General features: G+C 72.7%; 28 protein-coding genes. 18 read left to right on the top strand and 10 right to left on the bottom strand.

Annotated elements, in window-relative coordinates:
* Window position 1: 1 nt before the first annotated feature.
* Complete coding sequence (locus EV372_RS04045) at window positions 2-877, top strand: cytochrome c oxidase assembly protein (RefSeq protein WP_130394909.1); 876 nt, start codon at window positions 2-4, stop codon at window positions 875-877.
* Here the strand turns inward: EV372_RS04045 and EV372_RS04040 are convergent.
* Window positions 804-2,294: a VWA domain-containing protein gene (locus EV372_RS04040; protein ID WP_130394908.1), complete on the bottom strand. Its 1,491-nt coding sequence runs from the start codon at window positions 2,292-2,294 to the stop codon at window positions 804-806. The genes EV372_RS04045 and EV372_RS04040 overlap by 74 nt on opposite strands.
* Before the next feature lie 230 nt (window positions 2,295-2,524).
* Complete coding sequence (locus EV372_RS04035; protein WP_130394907.1) at window positions 2,525-3,133, bottom strand: hypothetical protein; 609 nt, start codon at window positions 3,131-3,133, stop codon at window positions 2,525-2,527.
* A 175-nt stretch (window positions 3,134-3,308) separates the two neighbouring features.
* Between EV372_RS04035 and EV372_RS04030 the strand changes: the two genes are divergently transcribed.
* From EV372_RS04030 to ectA, 8 genes are all read left to right on the top strand, one after another.
* Window positions 3,309-3,623 carry a hypothetical protein gene (locus tag EV372_RS04030; RefSeq protein ID WP_130394906.1) on the top strand — a complete coding sequence of 105 codons (315 nt, stop codon included), beginning with the start codon at window positions 3,309-3,311 and terminating at the stop codon, window positions 3,621-3,623.
* Window positions 3,624-3,982: 359 nt separating this feature from the next.
* Window positions 3,983-5,251: a type III PLP-dependent enzyme domain-containing protein gene (locus EV372_RS04025; protein ID WP_130394905.1), complete on the top strand. Its 1,269-nt coding sequence runs from the start codon at window positions 3,983-3,985 to the stop codon at window positions 5,249-5,251.
* Window positions 5,248-5,682, top strand: a complete 435-nt coding sequence (locus EV372_RS04020; protein ID WP_130394904.1) for a holo-ACP synthase — start codon at window positions 5,248-5,250, stop codon at window positions 5,680-5,682. The genes EV372_RS04025 and EV372_RS04020 overlap by 4 nt, the downstream gene beginning before the upstream one ends.
* Window positions 5,666-6,136 (top strand): 3-aminobutyryl-CoA ammonia lyase, encoded by a 471-nt coding sequence (locus EV372_RS04015; protein ID WP_253794785.1) that lies wholly within the window; start codon window positions 5,666-5,668, stop codon window positions 6,134-6,136. Before EV372_RS04020 ends, EV372_RS04015 begins: the two co-directional genes overlap by 17 nt.
* Before the next feature lie 122 nt (window positions 6,137-6,258).
* A complete protein-coding gene (locus EV372_RS04010) occupies window positions 6,259-7,776 on the top strand; it encodes a class I adenylate-forming enzyme family protein (RefSeq protein ID WP_130394903.1) in 1,518 nt (505 codons plus the stop codon).
* 90 nt (window positions 7,777-7,866) lie between these two features.
* Window positions 7,867-8,124: an acyl carrier protein gene (locus EV372_RS04005; RefSeq protein WP_130394902.1), complete on the top strand. Its 258-nt coding sequence runs from the start codon at window positions 7,867-7,869 to the stop codon at window positions 8,122-8,124.
* Between the two features lie 38 nt (window positions 8,125-8,162).
* Complete coding sequence (locus tag EV372_RS04000) at window positions 8,163-8,567, top strand: ectoine synthase (RefSeq protein ID WP_130394901.1); 405 nt, start codon at window positions 8,163-8,165, stop codon at window positions 8,565-8,567.
* A 78-nt stretch (window positions 8,568-8,645) separates the two neighbouring features.
* On the top strand, window positions 8,646-9,170 hold the full coding sequence (ectA, locus tag EV372_RS03995) for a diaminobutyrate acetyltransferase (RefSeq protein ID WP_130394900.1): 525 nt from the start codon (window positions 8,646-8,648) through the stop codon (window positions 9,168-9,170).
* Window positions 9,171-9,266: 96 nt separating this feature from the next.
* Here ectA and EV372_RS03990 read toward each other — a convergent pair whose 3' ends face one another.
* Window positions 9,267-10,262, bottom strand: a complete 996-nt coding sequence (locus tag EV372_RS03990) for a GlxA family transcriptional regulator (protein WP_130394899.1) — start codon at window positions 10,260-10,262, stop codon at window positions 9,267-9,269.
* A 70-nt stretch (window positions 10,263-10,332) separates the two neighbouring features.
* Here EV372_RS03990 and EV372_RS03985 point away from each other — a divergent pair, with 70 nt between their 5' ends.
* From EV372_RS03985 to EV372_RS03975, 3 genes are all read left to right on the top strand, one after another.
* Window positions 10,333-11,670, top strand: coding sequence for an MFS transporter (locus EV372_RS03985; protein WP_130394898.1), 1,338 nt, complete (start codon window positions 10,333-10,335; stop codon window positions 11,668-11,670).
* 5 nt (window positions 11,671-11,675) lie between these two features.
* Window positions 11,676-12,245, top strand: coding sequence for a hypothetical protein (locus tag EV372_RS03980; protein ID WP_130398744.1), 570 nt, complete (start codon window positions 11,676-11,678; stop codon window positions 12,243-12,245).
* Between the two features lie 187 nt (window positions 12,246-12,432).
* Entirely contained in the window at window positions 12,433-13,428 is a 996-nt protein-coding gene (locus tag EV372_RS03975; RefSeq protein ID WP_486484094.1) for a LuxR C-terminal-related transcriptional regulator, read from the top strand.
* 58 nt (window positions 13,429-13,486) lie between these two features.
* Here EV372_RS03975 and EV372_RS03970 read toward each other — a convergent pair whose 3' ends face one another.
* Entirely contained in the window at window positions 13,487-14,311 is an 825-nt protein-coding gene (locus tag EV372_RS03970) for an NAD-dependent epimerase/dehydratase family protein (protein WP_130394897.1), read from the bottom strand.
* 275 nt (window positions 14,312-14,586) lie between these two features.
* Here EV372_RS03970 and EV372_RS03965 point away from each other — a divergent pair, with 275 nt between their 5' ends.
* Entirely contained in the window at window positions 14,587-15,534 is a 948-nt protein-coding gene (locus EV372_RS03965) for an AraC family transcriptional regulator (protein ID WP_130394896.1), read from the top strand.
* A gap of 169 nt (window positions 15,535-15,703) precedes the next feature.
* Here EV372_RS03965 and EV372_RS03960 read toward each other — a convergent pair whose 3' ends face one another.
* Complete coding sequence (locus EV372_RS03960; RefSeq protein ID WP_130394895.1) at window positions 15,704-16,162, bottom strand: GNAT family N-acetyltransferase; 459 nt, start codon at window positions 16,160-16,162, stop codon at window positions 15,704-15,706.
* A 141-nt stretch (window positions 16,163-16,303) separates the two neighbouring features.
* Window positions 16,304-16,933 (bottom strand): HAD-IA family hydrolase, encoded by a 630-nt coding sequence (locus tag EV372_RS03955; protein WP_094804453.1) that lies wholly within the window; start codon window positions 16,931-16,933, stop codon window positions 16,304-16,306.
* Between the two features lie 176 nt (window positions 16,934-17,109).
* On the opposite strand from EV372_RS03955, the gene EV372_RS03950 reads away from it, so the two are divergent.
* Entirely contained in the window at window positions 17,110-17,346 is a 237-nt protein-coding gene (locus tag EV372_RS03950) for a hypothetical protein (RefSeq protein WP_130394894.1), read from the top strand.
* Window positions 17,347-17,410: 64 nt separating this feature from the next.
* On the opposite strand, the gene EV372_RS03945 is transcribed toward EV372_RS03950, so the two are convergent.
* From EV372_RS03945 to EV372_RS03935, 3 genes are all read right to left on the bottom strand, one after another.
* Window positions 17,411-18,247, bottom strand: a complete 837-nt coding sequence (locus EV372_RS03945) for a TIGR03619 family F420-dependent LLM class oxidoreductase (protein WP_130394893.1) — start codon at window positions 18,245-18,247, stop codon at window positions 17,411-17,413.
* Window positions 18,248-18,357: 110 nt separating this feature from the next.
* Window positions 18,358-19,404, bottom strand: coding sequence for an endonuclease/exonuclease/phosphatase family protein (locus tag EV372_RS03940; protein ID WP_130394892.1), 1,047 nt, complete (start codon window positions 19,402-19,404; stop codon window positions 18,358-18,360).
* Window positions 19,405-19,527: 123 nt separating this feature from the next.
* Window positions 19,528-20,484, bottom strand: coding sequence for a LysR family transcriptional regulator (locus EV372_RS03935; RefSeq protein ID WP_253794779.1), 957 nt, complete (start codon window positions 20,482-20,484; stop codon window positions 19,528-19,530).
* Window positions 20,485-20,584: 100 nt separating this feature from the next.
* Here EV372_RS03935 and EV372_RS03930 point away from each other — a divergent pair, with 100 nt between their 5' ends.
* The 4 genes from EV372_RS03930 (at window position 20,585) to EV372_RS03915 (ending at window position 25,771) form a co-directional block, all read left to right on the top strand.
* The gene (locus EV372_RS03930) at window positions 20,585-21,595 is read left to right on the top strand and encodes an MDR family NADP-dependent oxidoreductase (protein WP_130394891.1); all 1,011 of its coding nucleotides are present in this window, start codon (window positions 20,585-20,587) and stop codon (window positions 21,593-21,595) included.
* An 87-nt stretch (window positions 21,596-21,682) separates the two neighbouring features.
* On the top strand, window positions 21,683-22,501 hold the full coding sequence (locus tag EV372_RS03925) for an aldo/keto reductase (RefSeq protein ID WP_130394890.1): 819 nt from the start codon (window positions 21,683-21,685) through the stop codon (window positions 22,499-22,501).
* 278 nt (window positions 22,502-22,779) lie between these two features.
* Window positions 22,780-23,661, top strand: a complete 882-nt coding sequence (locus EV372_RS03920) for an alpha/beta fold hydrolase (protein WP_130394889.1) — start codon at window positions 22,780-22,782, stop codon at window positions 23,659-23,661.
* Between the two features lie 433 nt (window positions 23,662-24,094).
* Window positions 24,095-25,771, top strand: coding sequence for a BCCT family transporter (locus EV372_RS03915; RefSeq protein ID WP_130394888.1), 1,677 nt, complete (start codon window positions 24,095-24,097; stop codon window positions 25,769-25,771).
* A 49-nt stretch (window positions 25,772-25,820) separates the two neighbouring features.
* On the opposite strand, the gene EV372_RS03910 is transcribed toward EV372_RS03915, so the two are convergent.
* A complete protein-coding gene (locus EV372_RS03910; protein ID WP_130394887.1) occupies window positions 25,821-26,723 on the bottom strand; it encodes an aminoglycoside 3'-phosphotransferase in 903 nt (300 codons plus the stop codon).
* Window positions 26,724-26,739 lie beyond the last annotated feature (16 nt).

Genomic DNA, 26,739 nt, shown 5'->3' with positions numbered 1-26,739 from the left:
CGTGGACCACCGCGGGCACGAACCCGCCACCGCGGTTCCCGGCCTCCTCGCACCCGGTGCGTGGGCCGTCCTGGCGCTGGTGTGCACGGCCCTGGCGGTCTATACGGTCGCGGCGCTCCTGCCGAGCCGCAGGGGCGCCGCCTGGTCCCGGGTCCGCGTCCTGGCCTGGGCGGCGGGGTGCGCGGCCGTGGGGGCGGCCCTGGTGGGCCCCCTGGCCGAGCGGGCCCACCACGACTTCGCCGCCCACATGGCGGGGCACGTCCTGCTGGGCATGCTCGGCCCGCTCCTGCTGGTCCTGGCGGCACCGGCCACCCTGGCCCTGCGGACCCTGCCGCTGGACGCCGCGCGCACACTCTCCCGGGTCCTGCGTTCGGCGCCCGCCGCGTTCGTGACCCATCCGGTCGTCGCGGGCCTGCTCAGCGTCGGAGGCCTGTGGGCGCTGTACCGCACCGGTCTGTACGCCGCGACGCACACCGACCCGCTCGCGCACGCCCTGGTACACGCCCACGTGCTGGCCGCCGGGTGCCTGTTCACGTTCGCGGTGCTGGGCGGACCCGATCCCGCGCCGCACCGGCTCCCTCCGCCGTGGCGGGCCGCCGCCCTGGTCGCGGCCGTCGCCGCGCACAACGTCCTGGCCAAGTCCCTCTACGCGGCGCCGCCTCCGGGGGTGCCCGCCGAACAGGCCCGCGCCGGAGCCGAGCTCATGTACTACGCCGGTGCGCCGGTGGAGATCGCGTTGATCTTCCTGGTGTGCCGTCCCTGGCTGCTTCCCCGGCCGCGTAAGGAACGCGGGCGGGGCCGCCTCATGCCTCCCGCGGGGGAGGAGCGCCTTCGTCGGGGGTGGGGCGTCCGCCGTCGGTCTGCTGACCCCGGATGAGGCGACCGCGGCGACCGCGACCGGAGCCCTGTCCGTGACCGGAGGCACCGTCCCGGGTCCCGCTGCCGCCGGTCCGGTCCCGCTCCGCCTGCTTCCCGTCCCCTCCGGCCCGCTCGCCGCCGTCCTGCGCGGTCACCGGGCGCTGACGGCCGCTCTTGCGCGAGTAGCCCGCCTGGCTCGCGTACAGCGACTTGGAGACCCGGGAGGTGTCGCCGGTCCGGGTCATCCCCGCCATCCGCCGCAGTTCCTCCATCTGCGCGAGCACCTCCGGCGGCGCGGCCGCCGCACCCGCCCCGCCGGCCCCGGCGGGCGCCGCCGGCATGTGGTCGGCCAGGTCCGTCCGCGCCTCCTCCAGCAGACCCGCCGCGCCGAAGCGGTCGCCCCGGCGCATGGCCTCGCTGGCCCTCCTCTTGGCGGTCTGCGCCCGTTGCAGGACCTCCTCGGCGCGTACCTCGGGCCGGGGCACCCGCTCCTCGGCCGCGTCCCGCGCGACCACGTCGAGTTCGACGGACAGGGACACGGTGCGGGTGTCCAGCGTGGTCGGATCGGCGTAGGCGACCTCCAGCGCGGCGACGGTGCCCGGCGCGGACAGCCCGCGGACCTCCAGGCGCAGCAGCAGGCGGCGCCGCTCCCCGGAGTGGAAGTCGCCCAGCTCGACCACCACCGATCCGTCAGCGAGCTGGTGGGAGGGCATCTCGCCCACCACGGAGACGGAGCGCAGGGGCGGGCCGGACGGAACCCGCAGCGACACGGCCTGGGCCGTCTTGGCCAGCAGGTACTCGGCCTCCTGGGCGATGAGGCCGCCCGCGGTGTCGGGGTCCTCGGCGAACAGGGCGCTGCCCGCGCCGCCGTCGGCCACCGCGCCCAGCAGCTCCTCGTCGTAGCCCAGGCCGTACCCCAGGGTCGTGGTGGTGACCCCGTGGGAGTAGGCGTCGGCCGCCACCTGACGGAGCAGGTCGTGGTCGGTGACGCCCTGGTTGGCGTGCCCGTCGGAGATCAGCAGCAGTGTGCCGCCCCGGTCGGCTCCGGCGCGGCGGGTCTCCTGCACGCCGCGCAGCAGCCCGCTGGACAGGTCGGTGCCGCCCGACGCGTGCAGCCCGGAGATCAGGCGGCGCACCCGCGCCTTGTCCTCCAACGGCCCGCAGGGCACCTCGACCCGGGCCTGGTTGTTGAAGGACACGAGTCCGAAGTTGTCGGAGGGCGCGAGCCGCTCCACCAGGGAGAGCAGCGCGCGCACCGCGCCGTCCAGACGTCCTCCGCCCATGGACCCGCTGCGGTCCAGCACGACCTGGAGGGTCGCGGGCGGGCGCCCGGTGTCCTCCTCGCGTTCGGGGGCGGTGAGGTCGACCAGGACGGACACGGCGTCGTCGGTGTCCCGGGGGACGGCGTCGAAGTCCAACAGCGCTGACAGGTGCATGCGTGCTCCGGGGGGTCGGGTGTGTGGCCCTCCAGCCTAGGAAGCGGCGACGACGTTCGCGCGGTCCCGCGTGGCCGGATGGGGCCATCTCCGGGCCGCGCGTCCGACCCCGCCGCCCGGCCGGGCCCGGTGCGGGCCCGCCGTCACGCGACCGGGACGACCCTTGTCGGTGCGGGGTGCGGGGTGCGGGGTGCGGGGTGCGGGGTGCGGGGTGCGGGGTGCTGTGGGCGTCAGATCCGGCGCAGGCCCAGACGGCGCAGCTCCAGGGCGGCCAGCGCCTCCACGGTTTCTCGGTCACCGGAGCGCCAGGCGCCCGCCGGGTCCTCGTGCGTACCGGCCAACCGGGACGGGGACGCCGAGGTCAGGGCGCGCAGGGCCAGCAGCCGGGACCGGGCCTCGGGCGCGAGCCCGCGCAGCCGCCCGGCGGCGCTGGCGTGGCGCACCCACCGGGCGCGCAGGGGCAGCCAGGTGGCGGCGAGCAGCAGCAGCGGGAGCACGGCGGTCAGCAGCGGCAGGGTCAGCGCGAGCGAGGCCACCGTCTCCTGGAAGGAGGTCCCGGCGGCGGTGAGGGACTCGCCGGTCTCGCTCATGCTGGTGAACGGGGTGGCCAGGGCCTCCCCGGCCAGGGGCACCTGCCGAGCCTGCTCGGCGGCGGCGTTCATGTGCTCGCTGAAGCCCTCGCCCGTGCTCACCATGAGTTCGCCGGGGCGGCTGAGGGCCGTGAGGGTCTCGCGCAGCGCCAGCGCCGCGCTGACCCACGCGTACACCCAGGCGGCGGCGAGCAGGTCGGAGGCGAACTGGAGGAACGCGCGCACGGGGTACTCGGCGTAGAGCTTCACGGGGGCTCCCGGGGGTGGATGTGGTGAACGGGTACGAGGGCACTGGTGGTTCGGTACCCGTTCCGGTCCCTTTGAAAAAAGATCCTTCAGCTGCTAGGAAAGGTGATTACCCTCTGCTGTGCTGCCCAGGGTTTCGCCTCGGTTGACGAGGTGATTTTCAAGTCGAGGTCGCATCATGTACCTGGTTCAACTCTCCTTCCTCTCCTCTGCGGGTGGCCTGAGGTTTCCCAATGGCATCCGGGAAATGATGTACGCCGTTGCGCGGTGCGAGGACGGGCTCGAACACGTGAGTGTCGTCGAAAGGTCCGACGCCGATCCGGTGATCGGCCTCTTCCTCCGCGCGCCCTGCCTGGAACGGGCCGAGCGCACCGCTGTCCTCCTGTGGCTCCGGGCCGTGGAACACCATCCCGGACTCGCGGCTCACCAGCTTTTCCGGGCGGAGATGCCCCTCATCGACGACGGTGGCGAATGGCCTGGTGAAGAAGTGTAGGCGTGTGCCCACTGAGTCTGCCGAGAGATGGACGAAAGGGGGCATGGACCGTTTAGGACACCTTCGGAACCTTCACTTCTTTTCTGTGCTGTGCCCATAATGAACACGTCGCAGGGCAGCAGCTGACCAGAAGGATGGTTTCTCATGCGCATTCGGGTTCCCGCCCTTTCCGTAGTCGCTTTCTCGGTCTTTCCTATTTTCGTTTCCGCTCTTTCCGGTATCCCCGAGGAATCGACCGGAAACGTGTCCGCGGGTTCGTTCCGGTACGCCTCCTCCGTCGTTTCCGGCGACTCGGGCTGGCAGTAGACGCGGGCGACGGCTCACCACCCCCCACCCCCGACTGGCCGAAAGGTTGCACGGTGCCCAACCCGGAGTCCCCCGAACCCGACTACGAACGCCTGGCCGAGGAGTTCGGTACCCCGCTCTTCGTCTACGACGCCCAGGTCGTCGAACGCTCCCACGCCGCCCTCGCGGGGGCGCTCCCCGACGGGGTCGACATCATGTACTCCCTCAAGGCCAACCCGAACATCAGCCTCTGCGCGCTGCTCGGCTCGCTCGGAGCCGGGGCCGAGGTCAGTTCCCACGCCGAACTCGTCACCGCGCTGCGTGCGGGCATCGCGCCCGAGGATGTCATCTTCCTCGGCCCCGGCAAGTCGACCGGGGAGCTGGAGGCGTGTGTGGACGCGGGGATCGCGGCGCTGGTCTGCGAGTCCCTCGACGAGGTCGAACGCCTCGACGCGCTGGTCGGTCGGCGCGGCTCGGCACCCTTCCCGGTGATGCTCAGGGTGAACCCCTCCTTCACCGCCCGGGGGCAGGGTCTGGCCATGGGCGGCAAACCCCGCCAGTTCGGGATCGACGAGGCGGCGGTCCGCGACGCCAAGCGACGCCTGGGCGACCTCACCGGGGTCAGGGTCGTGGGGATCCACGCCTACATGGGTACGAGGTTCCTCGACCACACCAGCGTCGTCCGCAACACCGAGCGCATCCTCGGCCTGGCCGAGTCCCTCGCCGCGGACCTGGGCGTCAGCCTGGACGCGGTGGACTTCGGCGGCGGCCTCGGCGTCGCCTACTTCGCCCACGAGAACGATCCGGACATGGCGGGCCTGGGCCGCGGCATGCGCGAAGCCGTCGCGGACTTTCGGAGCCGTAACCCCCACTGCCGCCTGATGATGGAGTCCGGCCGCTACCTGACCGCCGCGTCCGGCACCTACGTGGTGCGCGTCCGCGAGGTCAAGGAGTCCATGGGCGAACTGTTCGCCGTGGCCGACGGGGGCACCAACCACCACATGGCCGCCGTGGGCGTAGGCAGCTTCGCCAAGCGGAACTTCCCCGTGCGCCGCCTCGGCGCGACGGAGGGGTCCGACACCCGCGAGTACTCCGTCACCGGGCCGCTGTGCACCCCCAACGACCTCGTCGCCAAGAAGGTCCCCCTGCCCGAGGTACGCGCGGGGGACCTGCTCGGCATCGGACGCTCGGGCGCCTACGGACCCACCGCCTCGCCCGGGCTGTTCCTCAGCCATGGCTACCCCGCCGAGGTCCTGGTCGACCGGGGGCGCGCCCACCTGGTGCGGCTCCCCGACACCACCGAGGACCTGCTGGGCAGGCAGCGCCTCGTCCGCATCCGATGAGCGCGCGCACCCCGACCACCGTCCCGCGGGTGGGCGTCGACGTCCTCGACCGCCGGGAGCTGGACCGGCTTCTGGAACGGCCGTGGTTCCTGCGCTTCGCCTACGCGCCGGAGGAGGTGGCGGAGGCGGCCGGTATGGGCTCCCGGCGCAGGAGCGAGTTCCTGTCGGGACGATTCGCCGCCAAGGAGGCTGTCCTCAAGGCACTGGGCCGGGGATTGTTCCAGGGCGTGGTTCCGCGCGAGATCCACGTGGTCCGCGAGGAGGAGGGCGCGCCCCGGGTGGTCTTCCTCGGGCGGGCCCGACGGATGGGACTGCCTCCCGTGTCCCTGTCGATCGCGCACAAGGAGAACGTCGTCGTCGCCGTCGCCCTGTGCCCGCAGGGGACCGGTACCGAGAAGAAGGAGCCAGGAGCACATGCCGACCGTCACTGAGCGGCCCGGAAACCCGGAGGCGCCCGTCCACGCCTCGGAGGGAACCGACACGACCAGCGGGACGACCGCCTTCCTGAGGGTGCGCCTGAACGAGGCCGACGCCTACTACGGGGGCAACGTGGTGGAGGGCGCCCACGTACTGCGCCTCTTCGGAGACCTGGTCACCGAGATCACCGTCCGGGAGGACGGCGACGAGGGCCTGCTCGCCGGCTACGTCGACGTGCGCTTCTCGGCCCCCGTGGCGCCCGGCGACTACCTGGAGGTCCGGGGACGCCTCGTGCGCAGGACCCGGCTGCGCCGGGTCGTGGAGCTGAGCGCCCACAAGGTGATCGCCGCCGACCCGGGCACCCGGCCCAGTGCGGCCCGCCTCCTTCCCGAACCCCGACTCGTGTGCTCGGCGACGGCCACGACCGTGGTCCCGCGCGAAGCGGTGAAGGAGAAGGAGGCCCGGTGAGGCCGGCAGACCGCCACCGGGGCCGCTGGAGCGGACGGCCGCTCCTCCGAAGCCACGCGAGGCGCGGTCCCCTCCGCCTCAACCCCGTCCGCCCGATCCGCCCAACAAGGTAGGGAGTCCTCATGAGCGCCGCGCCGCGCCTCCTGCACGATCTGCTCGACCGGGCCGCCGAACGCAGCCCGCGCACACCGTCCCTGTCACTCGGCCGCCGGGCCACCAGCTTCGGCGACATCGCCGCCGCCAGCGACCGCATCGCCCGCCACCTGCGCGCACGCGGCGTGGGGCGTATGGACCGTGTGGTCGTGCGCACCGCGGACCCGTTGGCGGCCACGACAGCGCTCTTCGCGGTCTCCCGCGCGGGCGGGGTGTTCAGCCTCCTGCACGAAGGCGTCCGCGGCGGCGCCCTCACCCACGTCCTCGACGACAGCGAACCCGCGGTCGTGGTCTGCGACACCGCCGAGGCCGCCGCCGAGGCCGCCGCACGGGGGGCGGACTTCCTGACCACGGAGGAGCTGCTCGCCCTGTCGGAGGAGCCCCTCCCGCGCTCCTCCGGTCCGGAGCCCGGCGCCGCCGGGATCCTGGAGGTGGACCCGGTGTGCATGATCTACACCTCCGGCACCACCTCACGGCCCAAGGCCGTGGTGAGCACGCACCAGCAGGTGCTGTTCGCCGCCGACGCCATCCAGCGGCGCCTGAACTACCGGCCCGGCGACACGGTCTACTGCCCGCTGCCGGTGTCCTTCGACTACGGGCTCTACCAGGTCTACCTGGTACTGCTGGCCGGGGCGCGGCTGCGCTTCGGCACCGCAGCCGAGTCGGGGCCGCCGCTGCTGCGCAGCCTGGTCGAGAGCGGGGCGACCGTCCTGGCCGGGGTGCCCGCCGTCTCCGACCGGCTGGCGTGGCTGGCGGCGCGCGCCGAGCACAGGCCCACCTCCCTGCGCTTGCTCACCAATACCGGCGCGGCGCTCTCGGAGAAGACCGTCACCTCGCTGAGGCGTTCCCTGCCCGGGCTGCGGGTGCAGGTGATGTACGGGCTGACCGAGTGCAAGCGGGCCACCATCATGCCGCCGGACGGCGACCTGGCACGGCCGGGCTCGTGCGGCCTGCCGTTGGACGGTACCGAGGTCTTCGTCGTCGGCGACGACGGCGAGCGGCTTCCGGCCGGCGAGACCGGACAGATCGTGGTCCGCGGACCCAACGTCATGGCCGGTTACTGGCGGCGCGCTGAACTGACCGCCGAGCGCTTCCACCGACGCGACGGGCTCTTCCCGGAACTGCGGACGGGCGATTACGGCTGGCAGGACGAGGACGGCTACCTGTACTTCGACGGCCGCAGGGACGACATCTACAAGGAGCGCGGCTTCCGGGTCAGCGCGACCGAGGTGGAGGCCGCCGCCCACCGGGTCGACGGTGTGACGTCGGCGGTCGTCCTGCCGCCGAGCGACGGCCGGCCCGCCCAGCTCGCGGTCATCGCCGCCATTCCCAGGGAGGAGGTCCTGCGGAGGATGCGCGCGGAGATCGAGGACTACAAGATCCCCCGGTTCTGCACCCGGTTCGACGACCTGCCCACCAACGGCAACGGCAAGGTCGACCGCGAACGCCTCGCCCGGCTGATCTCGGACGGAGGCGGCCGGGACTGACACCACGACCGCTCGTCCGGCACCGGCGACGACGGGCGACGAGCAGCACCGGACGGCACCGACGACATGAGTAACCCGAAGGAGACGAACATGCAGCGCACCACCGTGATCACCGCACTCGAAGCCGCCCTCTCCGAGGCCCTGGAGCGAGAGGTCTCCAGTCTGGACGGCGGGGTCCGCCTCTTCGACGACCTGCACCTGGACTCCACCTCGATGCTGGAGGTCCTCATGAGTCTGGAGGAGTCCATCGGCCTGGAGGTCTCCCCGGAGGACCTGGAGATCGAGGTGTTCGAGTCCGTGGACACCCTCACCGACTTCGTCCTGTCCACCCGGGCCCCCGCGGTCTGAGCCCCGATCCCACCGAGCCACCGCAGAGAGAGGCCGCCATGCTGATCCGTTCCCTCGCCGAGATCGAGGACACCGAACGCCACGTCAAGGGTGCCAAGGGCACCTGGGAGAGCAAGCGGATCGTGCTCGCCCGGGAGAACGTGGGGTTCTCCCTGCACGAGACCACCGTGTACGCGGGGACCGAGACGTCCCTGTGGTACGCGAACCACTACGAGGCCGTCCTGTGCGTCGAGGGCGAGATGGAGTTGACCAACGACGAGACCGGTGAGAAGCACTGGATCACCCCCGGGGTCATGTACCTGCTCGACGGGCACGAACGGCACACGCTGCGCCCGACCCGTGACTCCCGCTTCGTCTGCGTGTTCAACCCCCCGGTCACCGGGCGCGAGGACCACGACGAGAACGGCGCCTACCCCCTGCTCACCGACACGGCGGACGCCTGACCCGGCCAGCGGCCGGACCGGCCCCGGCGACAGCCGCCGAGCGGACGACATGACACGACCGAGACCCAGGGAGATATGATGACCGCCACGACCGACGCCCCGACCACCGCTCCAGCACGCGACCGGGTCGCCTTCCGCAGACCCGTGTCCGCCGACGCGCGCGCCGTCTGGGAGATGGTGCGCGCCTCCGACGAACTCGACGACAACAGCGAGTACTACTACATGATCTGGTTCCGCGACTTCTCGCGGACCTCGATGGTGGCCGAGCTCGACGGCGAGGTCATCGGCTTCCTGAGCGGTTACCGTCGTCCCGAGCGGCCCGACACCTACTTCGTCTGGCAGGAGGCGGTCAAACCCAGGCACGGTATCCCCTTCCTCGGGGTGAAGCTCTTCGACCACGCCGTGGAGCAGGAGCTCCTGACCGGTGCCCGGTACGTGGAGGCGACCGTGTCCGAGGCCAACACGCCGATTGTCATGGTGCTCAAGCGGTTCGCCAAGAGGTGGAACGCCGACGTGGACAAGAGCGTGCTCTTCAGCGGCGCGGACTTCGGCGACGGCCACCACGAGGAGACCCTGTACCGGATCGGTCCGGTCGCGCCGTGACGCGCTGACCGGCCGGACGCACCGGGACGGCGGGGTCCTCCCCCGCCGTCCCGGTGCTCGTGCGCGCGGTGTCGGCGCGGTGGCGCCGCCGCCCGGTCAGGCCGCGGGCGTGGTGCCCCGGAAGGTGCGCCGGTAGGCGCTGGGCGACACCCCCAGCCCGTCGTGCATGTGCTGGCGCAGCGACGCCGCCGTCCCGAACCCCGCCTCGCGCGCGACCGCGTCCACCGGCAGGTCCGACTCCTCCAGCAGCTGCCGGGCCCGGTCCAGGCGCTGCTGGGCGATCCACTGGCCGGGTGAGAGCCCCACCTCGTCGCGGAAGCGGCGGGTGAAGGTGCGCACGCTCATGGACTCCTTGAGGGCCATCTCCCGCAGGCTCGGCTGGAGGTGGAGGTGTTCCAGCGCCCAGGCGCGCGCCCGGCCCGTCGCCGACCGCTCCGGCGCGGGAACGGGACGGCGGATGTACTGGGCCTGGCCGCCGTCGCGGTGGGGCGGGACGACGGTGCTGCGCGCCACCTCGTTGGCCACGGCGGCGCCGTGGTCGACACGGATCATGTGCAGGGCCAGGTCGATGCCCGAGGCGACCCCGGCGGCGGTCAGCACACGTCCGTTGTCGGTGTAGAGCACGTCCGGGTTCAGGTCGATGCCCGGGTACATGGCACGGAAGTATCCGGCGGACTTCCAGTGGGTGGTCACGCGGCACCCGTCCAGGAGCCCGGCCGCGGCGAGTACGAACGCCCCGGTGCAGATCGAGGCCACGCGCGCGGTCGGCGGGATGCGCGCCACGGCTGCGGCCAGAGCCGGCGCGAGGGGAGCGTGCGGCCGTTCGCCGTAGTCCTCGTCGGCGGCGGGCAGGACCACCGTGTCCGCCTCGTCGAGGGCCTCCGGTCCGTGGGCCACGTTGATCGTGAAGTCGGTGTCTGTGCTGACCTCCCCCGGCTCCAGCGCGCAGGTGACGACCTCGTAGAGCAGTTCCCCGTCGGCGCCGCGGGCCTGTCCGAACAGGCGGTGGACGATGCCCGACTCGATGGGCAGCAGGCCGTGCCGGACCAGGACGGCCACGCGGTGGCGGTCGGGGCGCGAGAAAATCCTCATGGCCTGATTCTTGCGCATATTGGCTTTCAGGTCACTTTCGGGGGAGGGGCCCGCGGAGGAGGCTGGGGCCATGGTTGAGAACACCGCTTCCGTGGGGAAGCCCGCACGTGCCCCGTTCCACCGCGCGTGGTCGATCGCACTGGTCTCGTGCCTGACCATCGTGGCCGCGGCGGCCTTCGCCGCTATGCCCGGGATCCTGACCGATCCCCTGCACGCCGAGTACGGGTGGCCCCGGGGAACGATCGGCGTGGCGGCCTCGGTCAACATGGTCGTCTACGGTCTGATCGCCCCGTTCGCCGCCGCGCTGATGGACCGCTTCGGCATCCGCCGCGTCGCCCTGGTGGCTCTGGGGGCCGTCGTGGCAGGCGCCGGACTGACCACCGTCATGACCACCGCCTGGCAGCTCACCCTCTACTGGGGGATGCTCATCGGCGCGGGTACCGGCTCCCTGGCGATGACGTTCGCCGCCACCGTGACCAACAATTGGTTCGTCGAACGCCGCGGGCTGGTCATCGGCACCCTGACCGGGGCCAGCGCCTTCGGACAGATGGTGTTCCTGCCCGCTCTGGCCTGGATCGTCGAGAACCAGGGATGGCGTCCGGCCCTCGTGACCCTGGCGATGACGGCGGGCGTGATGATCGTCCTCATCGCCCTGGTGCTCCGTGACCACCCGGCCGACCTGGGGCAGCGCCCCTACGGCTCCCCGGTCTTCGTGGAGCGGCCCCGGGCGGACCGGGGGGCGGCGCGCCGAACCGTGGAGGTCCTGTTCTCCTCGGTACGCAGCCGCCGGTTCTGGATCCTGGCGGGGACCTTCGCCGTGTGCGGCGCGACCACCAACGGCATCATCTGGACCCACTTCGTGCCCGCCGCGCAGGACCACGGGATGGCTGTCACGGTCGCCGCGGCGCTGGTGTCGACGATCGGTGTGTTCTCCCTGGTGGGAACGATCCTGTCCGGGTGGCTCACCGACCGGGTGGACCCGCGTGCGCTCCTGGTCGTCTACTACGTGGGGCGGGGCGCCCTGCTGGCCGCGCTGCCCGTGCTGTTCGGTCCGAACGCCGGGGCGGCGATGGTGACCTTCGTCGTGGTGTTCGGCCTGCTCGACGTCGCGACGGTGCCCCCGACCATCCTGCTGTGCCGTCGGATCTTCGGTGCCGACGGGGCCATCGTCTTCGGATGGGTCAACGCCGTCCACCAGGTCGGCGCGGGGGCGATGGCGGTCTTCGGCGGCTTCACCCGTGACGTGGGCGGAAGCTACGGCCCGGTGTGGCTGATGGCCGCCGCCCTGTGCGCCGTCGCCGGGCTGCTGGCCTTCAGCCTGCCGCGCGGCACGGACGAGGAGGTCCGCGAGGACGGCACGGGCGAGGAGCCCGCGCGGGACCGTGACGAGGCGGGGGAGAGGGCGTGACCGACATGAGGGACACCGGTACGAGTGACGATGACATCCGCGGTGGCGCCGAGACCTCCGACGGCGACCACGGCGTCACCGGTTCCGACGACACCCGTCCGGACGGCGGCGGGTTCGGCCCAGGGCGCGCCGCCGGGAGTCCCCGGCGACCGTCACCGCAGTTCTCCGTCGTCCTGCTGGTCCTCGTCGCCATGGTGGCCTACGTGGGGTTCTCCGGACTGGAACAGGGGCTGCGCGCGGCTCGCGGTGAGGGCGTACCGGGTGTGTTCGTCGCGTCGAGCCTCACGTGCGTCCAGCACCCCGGGCACGAGTCGTGCACCTGCAACGGCACCTTCACCAGTGCCGGGGGAGGGGAGCCGCGCGGGGTCTACCTGCACGCGGCCGGGCGCGACACCTGCCGGGAGGGCGAGCGGATCCCCTCCGTGGACGCGGGGGCCTCCAACCGTGTCTACGGCCCCGACGGCTCCCGGGAGTGGATCCTGTCCTCGCTCATCCTCGCGGCGTGTCTGGCCGCGGTCGGCGGCGTAGCGGTGAACTGGGCGCGCTACCTGCGGCGGAGGGCGGCCGAGCGGTAATGCGTTCCCGGCCGCCCCGTTTCCGATTCTGAACTACACAATAAGTATTATCTAACAACAAAACACCCGAATTCTCTCATTCGTCGGATAAATGTACAGGATCGCCTTTCTTGTGATATAAGAACATTGGTTCTGGAAACGGCCGCCAATGGGGACGTGGCGGCGTTCACGAGGGTGGGAAGCGGAGTTGGGCGGTCTTGGTATCGAACCCGTGGCCGAGGCGGTCTACCGGCGTATGCTCTCCCATCCCGACGACGGGGTGGCCGAACTCGCGGTCGGGCTCGACCTCTCCGAGGGCCGGATTCGCCGGGCCCTGGACCTGCTGAACGAGCTGACGCTGGTCCGGCCCTCGAACCAGGCGAGCGGGCGACTGCACGCGGTCAACCCGGAGCTGGGAATGCAACTCCTGCTCTCCCACCAGCAGGCTGAACTGGCCAGACAGCAACAGCGTCTGGAGGAGAGCCGGACGGTGGCCATGGAGTTGATCGCCCAGTTCTCCGACAGCGGTTCCACCACGACCGGGGAATCGGAACCGACGGTGATCTGGGGCCTGGAACAGGTCCGGGACAATCTGCGCATGCTCAACGAGCAGGTCCGGGAGGAATTCCTGACCTTCGCCCCGGGCGGATCGCAGACCGCGGAGAACATCAAGGCGGCGCGGCCCCTCAACCGCAGGCTCCTCGACAGGGGCGTGCGCATGCGGACCGTGTACCTGGACAGCCTGACCAACGACCCGGGCAGCGTGGCCCACGCCAAGAGCCTCGTGGAACTCGGGGCTCAGGTGCGCACCGCGCCGACACTGCCCACGCGGATGATCGTCTGCGACCGCAGCGTCGCCCTCGTCGCCGCGGACGATCAGGACACGGCCAAGGGAGCGGTCCTGATCAGGACGCCGGGCCTGGTCGCGGCGCTGTGCTCGCTCTTCGAGGCCGTCTGGCGTGAGGCGCGTGAGCTGGGGCCCGTACAGAACAGGGACACCGATCACGGGATGACGCCCCAGCAGACCGAGACGCTGCGCCTGCTCGCCGAGGGGCACACGGACGAGGTGATCTCGCGGAGACTGGGCGTCTCCCCCCGTACCGCCCGCAGGTTCGCGTCGGAGATCATGGTGCGTCTGGGCGCGAAGAGCCGGTTCCAGGCGGGTGTCAACGCCGTGCGCCAGGACCATCTGCCCGCCGAGTGAGGGGCGCCGCCTTCGACGCCCGCCCCGAACTCCACGGCCGCGTCCGGCCCCCACGCGCTCAGCGTTTCCAGGCCCCGGCGGCCCCGGCCCGGCGGACGTACCCGGTGAAGTCCGAGGCCGGGCGGCCCAGCGCCTTCTCCACCCCGTCGACGGGCTCGGAGTTGCGGCCGTCCAGGATCTCGCCGAACAGCTCGGTCAGACCGTGGGCCACCTCCGCGGGCAGCCCCGCGGCGACCGCCCCGGCGACGAACTCCTCCGGCGGGACATGGCGGCAGACGACGGGATACCCGGCGGCCTCGCCGATCAGGCGGGCGGCCTCGGTGAACGTCAGGGACCGGGGGCCGGTCAGCTCGTACAGCTCACCGCCGTGCCCGTCCTCCGTCAGCGCCCGGGCCGCGATCTCGGCGACGTCGTCGAGGTCGACGAACGGCTCGGACACGTCCGGCACGGGCAGGGCCACGGTGCCCTCCAGGACCGGCCCGAGCAGGAAGCTCTCGGAGAAGTCCTGCGCGAAGACCGAGCAGCGCAGCACGGTCAGGCCGGGGAACACGGCGCGCACGGCGTGTTCCGCGCGCTCGGCCCCCTCCTCTCCGCGGCCGGACAGCAGCACCGCGCGCCGTACGCCGCTCCGGGCGGCGCGGGAGGCGAACGCGGCGACGGTCTCGCTGGCCCCGGGGAAGGCCAGGTCTGGGTGGTAGCACAGGTAGACGGAGGCGACCCCCTCCAGGACGGCGTCCCAGGTGGCGGGTTCGTGCCAGTCGAAGCGGGGCCGGCCGGAGCGGGAGCCGACCCGGACGTCGGCGCCGCGCTCGCGCAGCAGGCGGGTGACGCGGCGGCCGGTCATGCCGGTGCCGCCGGTGACGAGGACGTGTTGTGTGGTCATGTCTCCCAGTCCACCAGTCGCAGGCCGGACGGAACATAGCCAGAAAGCTGGTGTGCATAAGCGTTCGTCTGAAATCCGGCGCGGTTCCCGCCGTTCCCGGGCTCCACCCCCGTCCCCCGCTCCGTCCCCCCTCCTTCCCCGGCCCGCGCCCCGGAACGGTCCGGAGGGCTCCGGAGCGGACCTGACCGGGCGGACGGTCGGCGCCGTTCCGGAGGGCACCCCGCCTGTCCGGCGGGAGGTCGCCGCCCTCCCGTCCGCGTCACTAGGGTGAGGCCATGGACCCCCTCGTGCACCTCCTGGACGGGCCACGCGCGCGCGGCGCCTTCACCCTGCGCACCGTCATGAGTCCGCCCTGGGGCATCGACATCCGTGACGAGGCCGCGCTCACCCTGGTCGTGGTCACCTCCGGGCACTCCTGGGTGGCGGCGCGCGGGGAGGAGGCCGAGGCCGGTCCCGGCGACCTGGTGCTCGTGCGGGGCCCGGAGCCCTACGTGATCGCCGACAGCCCGGGCCGGGAGCCCACCGTCACCGCACTGCCGGGTGGGCGGTGCGTGGCCCGCGACGGCGCGGAGGTCCACGTGTCCATGAGCCACGGCGTCGGCACCTGGGGAAACGACCCCGACGGCACCGACACCATGGTCGTGGGCGCCTACCTCGACGACAGCGAGGTCGGACGCCTCGCCCTGACCGCGCTGCCGTCGCTGGCGGTGCTCCCCGAGGGCCGGGTCGACCCCGCCCTGGTGGAGCTGCTCGCCCGCGAGATCACCACCGGCCACGTCGCCCAGACCAGCCTCAACGACCGGCTCCTGGACTGTCTGCTGGTGATGGCGGTGCGCGCCTGGCTGGAGGACAACCCCGACAGCGCGCCCAACTGGCTCACCGCCCGCAGCGACCCCGTCGTCGCGCGGGCGCTGGAACTGGTCCACGAGCGCGTCGCCGAACCCTGGACCCTGGAGGCCCTGGCGGGGGAGTGCGCGGTCTCCCGCGCCACTCTGGCCGCGCGCTTCCAGCGGGCCGTGGGCACCCCTCCGATGACCTACCTGCGCACCTGGCGGCTGACGGTGGCCTGCGACCTGCTCACCGCCAGCCCGGGGCTTGGCCTGGAGGCCGTGGCCGCCCGGGTGGGCTACGGGAGCGCGTTCGCGTTCAGCTCCGCGTTCAAGAACCACACGGGCGCGAGCCCGTCCGCGTACCGGGCCGCACACGTGCCGCGACACCGGTGAGGAGCGCGCTCGGACGGCCCTCACCACGCTCGTCGCCGCGCGCGCGGACACGCTCCCCCCGCTCCCACGGCGCGACATGGACGGTACGGCCCGTCGGCACGGTTTCGACGAAGGGGACCTGGCCGGTCTGTGGCGTGACGGGTGATCGCCCACCCGGTCCCGCGTCCGGTCAGTCGAGCCGCTTCTTGAAGCCGACGTGGGAGGCGGTGTACCCCAACCGCTCGTAGAAGCGGTGGGCGTCCTCTCGCGAGGCGTCCGAGGTCAGCTGGAGCATGGCGGCTCCCCGGCGGCGGGCCTCCTCCTCGGCCCAGACCAGCAGGTCCGTGCCCAGGCCGCCGCCGCGCACGTCGGAGCGCACCCGCACCGCCTCCACCTGGGCGCGGGTGGCGCCCCGGTGGGACAGGCCCGGCAGGAACGTCAGCTGGAGGGTTCCCACCACCCGGACCCCGCGGCGGGCCACCGCCAGGAACTGGTGCGGGTCGGCGTCGATCACCCCGAAGGCCGCCAGGTAGGGGGCCAGGTCCCCGGGGTCCTCGCGCCGGGCGCCCAGCTCGTCGTCGGCGAGCATGGCGACGATCGCCGCCACGTCCTCGGCGCGGGCCCGGTCGATGGTGATGCCCTCGTTCAAGGGTGCTCCGTTCGTCGTCAGGCGTTCGGGCGCGGCCGGACGCGGTCGTCAGGACCCCGCCCGAGCGGTTCCGGGGGAGCGGAGGTCCGGCTCCCCGGAGCGCTCGCCCGCGTCGCGGGCGGGGTCGGTCCGGGGCGGAGCTTACGGGAACAGCAGAGCGGCCACGGCTTCGAGGTCCGCCACCACGGTGGTCGCGTGCGCGAGGTCCCCGGGGTCGGTCGTGGAGGCCACGGCCACCACGGGCATCCCCGCGTCCAGTCCGGAGCGGACGCCGCTCACGGAGTCCTCCACCACCACGCACCGCCCGGGGGCGACCCCCATGCGCTCGGCGCCCAGCAGGTACGGGGCCGGGTGGGGCTTGCCCCGGGCCACCTGGTCGGCGGTCACCAGCACGCGGGGGAGGGGCAGCCCCGCCGTCGCGATCCGCGAACGCGCGATCCGGTCGCTCCCGGACGTGACGATCGCCCAGGGGCGTCCGTGCGCGTCGAGTTCGGTCAGGAGTTCGCGTGCGCCGGGCACGCCCCGGACGCCGTCCCCGGCGGCGGCCTCGTGGTCCTCGATCCGTGGCGCCTCGGCCAGCGGGTCCAGGTGCGGGGCGAAGAGGCGGGCCAGGTCCACGTCGGTCCGCCCGTGGTGGTGTTCGAGCACCGCGCCGACGTCCAGGCCGCGTTCCACGGCCCACGCGGTCAGTCCCGCGCGGATGCTCGCGGTGGAGTCCACCAGCACGCCGTCCAGGTCGAACAGCACGGTCGCCTCGTCGTAGCCGCCCACGTCACTCCCTCGTCCGGTCCTCGTCAGGCACTCCAGGGTGCCATCCGCGACCGCCGGACCGTCGGGAGCGGGGACCGGCCGGATCCGGCACGGCAACCGGCCGCCTTCCGCCTGCCCGACGAGGACGCGCCCGGAGACGGGTGTGCCACCACGGGCATGTCAATTACAGTTGACCCATGGACGCCGAACAGCTGACCGCCCTCGCCCGCACCACCGGAGCCGACGACCCGCTGGTGGGTCTGGACGCCACCGTCCGGCTGCGCAGGGAGATGGAGCGGATCGAGGCCGTCCTCGTCCGCCGCGCCCGCAACCGCGGCTCCACCTGGGCCGAGATCGCCGGGGTACTCGGCGTGTCCAAGCAGGCCATCCACAAGAAGTACGGAGGCCGCGGGCTCTTCGGCGGGCAGAAGTAGGAACGCCGCACCGGCCCGGCACCGCCGGTCGGCGCGGCGTCGTCGCCCGGCCCGGTGCCCTCTGTCAGCGCAGCGCCGCCGCGAACCGCTCCATCCGATCGCCGAAGCCCTCCGCGTCGCCGAACCACACCGCCACCGCGTCCGCTCCGGCGGCGGTCAGCTCCCGGAACAGCCCGACGGCGTGTTCGAACTCCTCCTCGCCCCCGGCCCAGGCGATCCGCGTTCCCGCGCGCACCGGCCGCGGGGTCAGCTCCCGCAGCCGGTTCCGGGCCTCCACGAACCCCGCCGTGTCCAGTCCCACGCCCTGCCACGCGTCGGCCCACTCGGCGGCCCGCCGCAGCGCCCGGTCGGACGTGCCGCCCACCATCACGGGTACGCGCCGCGCCGGACGGGGCGCGAACACCCCGCGCTCGTAGGAGTGGAAACGCCCCTCGAACGGCCCCTCGCCCTCGAACAGGTGCCGCAGCAACCGCAGCGTCTCGTCGGTCCGGGCGCCGCGCGTGGCGAAGTCCGACCCCACGGCCTCGAACTCCTCGCGCGACCAGCCGGTCCCCACACCCAGCACGAAGCGCCCCTCGGACAGGGCGTCCAGGGTCGCCACCTGCTTCGCCAGCACGAACGGGTCGCGCATCGGTGCCACCAGCACCGACGTGCCCAGCCGGATCCGCCGGGTCAGGGCCGCCAGGTGGGCCAGGGTCACCAGCGGCTCGTACACGCCGCCGAAGGTGCGGCCGTACGGCGCGGGCGGCAGCAGGTGGTCGGGCAGCCACACCGCGTCCGCACCCAGCTCCTCGGCGCGGACCCCCAGTTCGACGAGGGTTCTCGGGGACATCCGCGCGGACTCGTCGGGCAGGACCACCTGGAGGGGCGTTCCCGTGATCGGTTCGGTCAACTCGCTCATGGAGTGACGGTAGACGGTGCCGCCGGTGTGAGGGCGAGGACGGGCCAGGCTATTCCCGTACCGTCCTCGCCGGGACGCCGGGACGCCGGGACGCCGGGACGCCGGGACGCCTACCGGGGCGAGGGCAGGGACACCTCGACCAGCACCGCCCTGTGGTCGGTGCCGGTCACCTCCACGACCTCCAGGCCGTCGACGCCCATCCGGGGGTGCACCAGCACGTGGTCGATGGCCAGGCCCGGCACCGCCCGCCCCACCGGCCACGTGGGCTCCAGCCCCTCACCCAGGACCGCGGCCGAGCTCAGGTACCCCGCGTCCAGGACCTCGCGCAGCGCCGCGTGGTCGAGCGTGGCGTTGAAGTCCCCGGCCAGGACCCGCATCGTGTCCGGGTCGCCCACCTCGGCCAGGCCCTCCAGCACCCCGTGCCAGGAGCCGGTGTAGGCGGGGGACAGCGGAGGCGGAACGTGCACCGACGTCACCTCCAGCACGTCGTCCTCCCCGTCGCCGTCGCCGTCCTCGGGCAGCCGCACGACGGCGGTCGGCATCGCGAACGTGTCGTGGCCCGCCTCCCCGCCGCCGGTGTCGGTGAGCGGGAAGGCCGAGTGGACGGTGCTCCCGTGCACGCCCCGGGGGTCGGAGCGGTCGACGGCGTGCGGCAGCAGGTCGTCCAGCCCGGCGGCGGACAGCTCGCGCACCAGGTCGGGGGTGACCTCCTGGAGGGTGAGCACGTCCACCTCCCGGTCGCGCGCCAGCGACACCACCCGCGCCGCGTCGGCGCCGCCGCCGAGCGTGTTCAGGGTCATGATCCGCACGACCGGACCACCCGCCGAGGTCACGCCGAACGGCACCGCGCGGGGCACGACCACGGCGGCCAGCGCCAACGTCACCGCGGTCAGGACCGCCATGGACCCCCAGCGCCGCAGCAGCCCGGCCACCACCGCCGCCAGCGGCGCGGCGGCCAGCACGTAGGGCGTGAAGGCCAGCGCGGGCACCAGGGGCCAGCCCCGTTCCAGGCCCGGGACCCGCAGCAGGGCGAACACCGCGAACCCCGCGGCGGCCAGCGCGACCATGACGGTCACCGCGGGGGAGCGGTCAGGGGTCCCGGAGGCCTCGCCGTCCGCCGGTTCCGTGCCGCTTCCCGGTGCCTCTACGCGTTCCATCGCCGTCCTCTCCGGAGCGGACGCCGCCGTCCGCCCTCCACGGGTCAGGACTACACCACCGCGGCACGGGTTCGGGGCGCCGGCGTACCCGACCCCGGCGGCACCGAGCCCCCGGGCGGCCCCTCAGCAGGCGCGGGCGGCCGCCACCAGGCGCCGGTGCACCTCCTCCAGGCACGGGTTGTCCGCCACCCCCGGGCGCCGTACCAGGTACAGCGTGGTGACCGGCGGCTCCTCCGGGGCCAGGAGCGCCACCAGGCGCCCCTCGGCCAGCGCCTCCCGGCACAGGTGGCGCGGCAGCACCGTCACCCCCGCCCCCGCCGTGACGGCCGACATCACCCCGCGCAGGTCGGGTGCGGTGACCGCGGGCGCACACGTCAGCCGCACCCCGAACACCTGACGCCAGTAGCGGCGCAGGACCGACAGCTCGTCGTCGTGGGCCACCAGCGGGACCGCGCACAGCGCGGAGGCGCCCTGGCGCAGGAGCCGGTCGCGGCCGATCCGGTCCGCCCACGCCGGCGACGCCACCAGCACGAACTCCTCGTCGGCGAGGGGTTCGGCGACCAGGGTCCGCCCCCGCGGCCGCACCGCGGACACCACCAGGTCGTGCCGGTCCCGGCGCAGCTCCTCCAGCAGGTCCTCGGCCGGACCGGTGCGCACGCGCAGCCGTACGCCGCCCTCCACCAGGGGCGCGAGCGCGGGCAGCACCAGCGCGTGCAGCGCCTCGGCGGGGCCCGCCACGCGCAGCGGCGCGGGCGACGCGGACGCGCCGCCGCCGTCGCGCCCGGCGACCACCTCCAGCGCGTCCAGGGGCCCGGCCACGCGTGCGGCCAGGTCGTTGGCCTCGGCGGTCGGGGCCACCCCCCGGGGCAGCCGCTCGAAGAGGGGGTGTCCGAGCCGCCGCTCCAGGGAACGGATCTGGGTGGTGACCGTGGGCTGCGACAGCCGCAGCAACTGCGCGGCGGCGGTGAAGGACCCCGACCGGTGCACCGCCAGGAAGGTCCTCAACTGCTGAAGATCGAGCGGCCCGCCGGGCCGCGGATCGGCCGCCGTGCCCGAACCATTGACATTCCTATAGCTCACCTCGCCGATTTTATTGGTCGGTGAATGGGTGGTCGGACTAGTGTCTGTTCGGTCCGCGGGTCACCGCGCCAACACCCAGCGAAGTCACGGAGGTCACGTCATGTCCGTCACCAGCAGGGAGGTCCACCTGGTGGCCCGTCCCGTCGGCGAGCCCGAGCCCACCGACTTCTCCCTCGTGGAGACCACCGTCGCCGACCCCGGTCCCGGACAGGTCCTGGTGCGCAACGACTGGATGTCCGTGGACCCGTACATGCGCGGCCGCATGAACGACGCCAAGTCCTACGTCCCCCCGTTCCGGCTCGGCGAGCCGATGGACGGCGGCGCCGTGGGCGTGGTCACCGCCTCCGGCAGCGACGACGTCCCCGTGGGCACCACCGTCCTGCACTCGGCCGGATGGCGCGAGTACGCGCTGCTGCCCGCGGAGTCCGTGCGCGCGGTGGACGCCTCCCTGGCGCCCGCCGAGGCCTACCTCGGCGTGCTGGGCATGATCGGCCTCACCGCCTACGCGGGCCTGACCGAGATCGCCCCGGTGCGCGAGGGCGACGTGGTGTTCGTCTCCGGCGCCGCGGGCGCGGTCGGCTCCGCCGCCGGCCAGATCGCCCGCCAGCTGGGCGCGTCCCGGGTGGTCGGCTCCGCTGGCGGTCCGGAGAAGAAGCGCCGCCTCCTGGAGGACTTCGGCTTCGACGCCGCCATCGACTACCGCGAGGGACGCCTGGAGGAGCAGCTCGCCGAGGCCGCGCCCGAGGGGATCGACGTCTACTTCGACAACGTCGGCGGCGACCACCTGAGGGCCGCCATCGCCGCGATGCGCGACCACGGCCGGATCGCCCTGTGCGGGGCGATCTCCCAGTACAACGCCACCAAGCCCGAGCCCGGTCCCGACAACCTCTTCCTGGCCGTCGGCAAGCGCCTCACCCTGCGCGGGTTCATCGCCGGAGACCACGGCCACCTGATGAAGGAGTACGCCGAGCGCGCCTCGGGGTGGATCGTCGACGGCAGGCTGCGCAGCGAGCAGACCGTCGTGGACGGCATCGACAACGCCGTGCGGGCCTTCCTCGGCATGATGCGGGGCGCCAACACGGGCAAGATGCTGGTCCACCTCACACCCTGAACCGCTTGCCTGGAGTGCACTCCAGGTGGCCACCATGGGGGACCACCCCACGAGGAACAACGAATCCGCCACGACAGAAGGGCGCTCATGCAGCACGTCACGCTGAACAACGGCCTCACCATGCCCCAACTCGGGTTCGGCGTCTGGCAGGTTCCCGACGACGAGGCCCAGGCCGCGGTCGCGACCGCCCTGGAGACCGGGTACCGCAGCATCGACACCGCCAGGATCTACGACAACGAGCGGGGCACGGGCCGGGCCCTGGCCGAGTCGGGCATCGCCCGCGAGGAGCTGTTCGTCACCACCAAGCTGTGGAACGAGGAGCAGGGATACGACAGCACCCTCAAGGCCTTCGACGCCAGCCTGGACCGCCTCGGCCTGGACTACGTGGACCTGTACCTGATCCACTGGCCCTGCCCCAGGCAGGACGCCTACGTCGAGAGCTGGAAGGCGATGGAGCGCATCCACGCCGAGGGCCGCGCCAGGTCCATCGGCGTGTCCAACTTCACCGAGCAGACCCTGGACCGCCTGGTCGCGGAGACCGACGTCGTCCCGGTCCTCAACCAGATCGAGCTGCACCCCTACTTCTCGCAGGAGGCCATGCGGGCCGTCAACGCCCGCCACGGCCTCCTCACCGAGGCCTGGAGCCCGCTGGGCCAGGGCAAGGGGCTGCTGGAGGACCCGGAGCTGACCGCCCTCGGCGAGAAGCACGGCAGGTCGGCGGCGCAGGTCGTGCTGCGCTGGCACCTCCAGCTCGGCAACGTCGTGATCCCCAAGTCGGTGACCCCGTCCCGGATCCGCGAGAACTTCGACGTGTTCGGCTTCGAGCTGTCCGCCGAGGACATGGACCGGGTCTCGGCTCTCGACCGGGGCGGCCGGATCGGCTCGGACCCCGCCACGGTCGGCTGACCGGCGTGTTCCCGGGCCGGTGCCCGGTCCGGGAACACCCCCGCGGGGGCGGGGGAGCGGGGCCGGACACGGCTGGGAAGGGGTGGACGAAAACCCTCAGACCAGGGCGAACGGCTCAACCGGGGACACCACGTGCCGAGTGCGGATCTCATTCGCGTGTCTGTTCGGACACTCCGAGCGCCCCCGAGTGGCGTGGTGCCGAACGGAGGCGTACAGTCCTCTCTTGGCGCGCCGACAAGCAAGGACGGCGGCCAGTCTCCTCTTAGGCGAAGCAGATCATGACCGTCGTCCCGCACCGCACCGCGCGCGTGTACCGCTCCGACAGCGCCGAGCGCTCCGTGCACGCCTGGTGTCACAAAGCCCTGAGCCAGTGGCCCGAACTCGGACCCCTCCCGCCCGTGGAGACCCGTCTGGGCAGCACGCAGGCCTTCCGCTCCGCGGGCGGCCCCGGCACCCCGGTGCTGGTGCTCTCGGGTACCAACTTCAACGCGGCCGCCACGGTGCCCGCGGCCCGCGCGCTGTCCGCGGACCGGCCGGTGCTGCTGGTCGACCTGCCCGGGCAGCCGGGCCTGAGCTGCAGCCAGAGGGTCGGCGGCGCCAGGATCGAGACCTACGGCGCGTGGCTCGACGAGCTCCTGCCCCAGATCACCGACCGGCCCGTCCTCGTGCTGGGGCACTCGCGCGGCGCCGCCATCGCGCTCGCCTCCACGCCGTCCCCGCTGGTCGCCGGGATCCTGCTGCTCAACCCGGCCGGCCTGACCGCGGCCGGGGTCAGCTCCGAGTCCATGCGCGCCACCCTGCCGTGGATGATCCACCCCAACGAGCAGACCAGCGGGCGCCTGGTGGAGTTCCTCAGCGGCCCCGCCACCGAGTGCGAGAAGCACCGGGCCGAGGCCGAGTGGCTGACCCTGGTGGCCCGGTACTGCCGCGCGGGGTCCACCCCCAGCCCGTTGCCGGCGGAGCACTTCCGCGCCTGGGCCCACACCCCGGTCGCCGTCGCGACCGGGTCGCACGACCCGTTCTTCTCGCCCGCGCGCCTGCACGGCCCGGCCCGCCGGTTCCTCGACACCGACGTCCACACCATCGAGGGCGCGGGGCACCTGTCGCTGTACGAGCAGCCGGAGCGCGTGCGCGAGCTGCTGGGCGCACTCGACGCCTGACCCCTCCGTGCGGGGGCGGAGCCCGTCGGAGGGCCCGCCCTCCTCTTCCCAGCGCCCCGACCCCTTCCGCGCGGGGGCGGAGAGCGCCGCGACGCGTGGTTCGCAGGCGTCGCCCGGCCCGCTCCAGGCCGACGTTCCGGGTCTTCTCCCCGCGGTTCCCGTGTGCGGTGACGGGGTGGTACGTATCCGCGCGAAAGCCCGCGTAGCGTACTCAAACCTCCAAGAACATGCCTAATGTGGCTTTCGGCATATTTAAACAGCGAGTTTTCGGTGTGTTGCTAATGGTGGCGGGTAAGGACGTTCCCGACTCTCCGCAAAAGGAAGGATAAACAGGGAACCCCGCCCCAAGGACGTATCCTTGCCCGAGGTCGGTGCGGGCTGACGGGCCCTTGTCCCTCGACGAACGTCCCCGAATCACCAGAAAGCAATCGGCATGTTCCAAAAGCTGGCGCAAAGGCTGGGGCTCGAGACGAACCCGGCGATCTTCTTCGTGTCCGCCGCGTTGACCATCGTTTTCGTGGTGTCCGCGATCTTCTTCACCGACACGGTGGACGCCGTCTTCGGAACCACCTCCGGCTGGATCCTCACCAACCTCGGATGGTTCTACGTCCTCGGTGTGACCACCTTCCTCGTCTTCCTGATCTGGATCGCGTTCAGCAGGTTCGGGCGCGTACGACTGGGACCGCCGGAGAGCACGCCCGACTACAGCAACCCCATCTGGTTCGCCATGCTGTTCGCCGCCGGCATCGGCAGCATCCTGATGTTCTGGGGCGTGGCCGAACCCATCAGCCACTACGCCGAGCCGCCGCGCTCCGGGGTCGACCCGCAGACCGTCGAGGCGGCCGAGGAGGCGATGGGCTTCACGCTCTACCACTTCGGCCTGCACACCTGGACGATCTTCTGCCTGCCCGGGCTCGCCTTCGCCTACTTCGTGTACCGCAAGGGCCTGCCCTTCCGGGTCAGCTCGGTCTTCCAGCCCTTCCTCGGGGACCGGATCAACGGCCCCATCGGGCGGACCATCGACATCGTCGCGGTCCTGGGAACGCTGTTCGGCGTCGCCGTCACCATCGGCCTGGGCACCCTCCAGATGAACAGCGGCCTCAACACCCTGTTCGGCCTGGAGGAGAGCCGCGTCAGCCAGCTGATCCTCATCGCGATCGTCACCACCGTCGCCGTGATCTCCGTGGCCACCGGCCTCGACGTCGGCATCAAGTGGCTGTCCACGATCAACATCTACATGGCCGTGGGGCTGCTGGTCTTCGTCTTCCTCGCCGGCTCGACGCTCTACCTGGCCAAGGGGATCATCGAGACCACCGGCGTCTACCTGGAGATGCTGGTCCCGCTGTCGTTCTGGAACGACACCTTCGCCAACACCGGCTGGCAGGGCTCCTGGACCGTCTTCTACTGGGCGTGGACCATCACCTGGTCGCCCTTCGTCGGCATCTTCATCGCCCGCATCTCCAGGGGCCGGACCATCCGGGAGTTCATCCTCGGCGTGCTGGCCGCGCCCACCGCGTTCAGCGTCGTGTGGTTCAGCGTGTTCGGCCTGTCCGCCTTCGACATCGAACGCAACCAGGGCGGCGGCCTGGTGGACGAGGTGGTCACGCAGGAGGACATCCCCGGCTCCCTGTTCGCCTTCCTGGAGCACTTCCCACTGACCACGTTCGTGTCGGTGGTGGCCATCCTCATCGTCATCATCTTCTTCACCACCTCCTCGGACTCGGCCTCTCTGGTGGTGGACATGCTCTGCTCCGGCAAGAGCGACAACCCCACCCGGCAGCGGGTGTTCTGGGGGATCACCGAAGGCGTCGTCGCCGCGACCGTGCTCACCGCCTCCGGTGTGGGCGGCCTGGACGCCCTGCAACAGACGATCATCGTGTTCGGGCTGCCCTTCTTCGTGATCGGCTTCTTCATGATGGTGGGGCTCGTGCGCTCGCTGCACGCCGAGTTCGCGGAGGGGTCGGGCCTCCAGCGCGAACGCAAGGCGCCGCTGGCCACCAGGGCGCGCAGGATCCAGCGACGGCACCGGCGCCTGGGCGAGGCCGGATCCCGCGCCGGTGAGCGCAACGCGGACCACGGCCACGGCAACGGTGACGGCGGTCCACGGTAGGGGGAGGGCACGGCGCCGTCACGTGCCCCGGCCGCTCCGGCCGGGGCCCTCACACGGGCCAGAAGAAGGAGCCGACCCCGGCGCACAGCCGCAGCCGTTCGGGGTCGACGTCCTCCCGCCCGTAGGCGTCCAGGAACCGTTCGGCGTCCCGCGGCCCGAACTGCGGGTTCATCGGACTGAGCAGGCTGCCCACCATGTCGGCCAGGTCCGCGTGGGGGTCCCCCAGCCCGGCCCGCCCCAGGTCCACCAGGGCCCAGCCGTCCGCTCGGCCGTCCCCGGCGGGCGGGGGACCGTCCGGCCGTGCGGGACCGATGCCCCCGCCCGCGGACCGGTGTGCGCGTGCCGCACCGCCGCGCACGGAGCCGGTGTCGAGCAGCACGTTGGGCAGGCAGTAGTCGCCGTGGAGCAGCGCGGTCCGTCCCGGGCCCAGGGCGCGCGCCAGGTCGGCCAGCCCGGAGAGCACCTCGGCGGCGGGCGGCCCCTCCTTGCCCGCGGCGGCCCAGGAGCGTTCCACCAGCCCGGAGGCGACCCGCTCCCGCGCCCGTTCGAGCTGGGCGGACAGCGTCATGTCGAAGGGGCACCCCGCGGCCGGAACGCGGTGCAGCGCGCGGGCGGCCCGGGCGAGCAGGTCGACCACCCGTGACCGGTCCCCGGCGGGCCAGGGCTCGTGGGCGGCGCGCCCGTCCAGGTGGCTCATGGTCAGCCAGCGCAGCCCCGCCCAGGCGCCCGAGTCCAGCACGTGCGGCACCGGCAGCCCCCGTCCGGCCAGCCAGCGCAGGCGCCGCTCCTGGCCCAGGAGTTCGGCCACCAGGTCGGGGCGGTCGGCGTCCACCGACTTGAGCACCGCGAAGGGCCGGTCCCGGGCGTCGAACAGCCGGGCCACGCGGGCTCCGGAGAGCCCCACGTCGAGTTCCTCGGCGCGGGCGGCGTCCACGGACGGAGGGATGCGCATGCCCCGCACCCTAGCC

Source organism: Nocardiopsis sp. CNZ308 (genome assembly GCF_004217075.1).
This window is presented reverse-complemented; position numbering and strand designations above follow the sequence as displayed.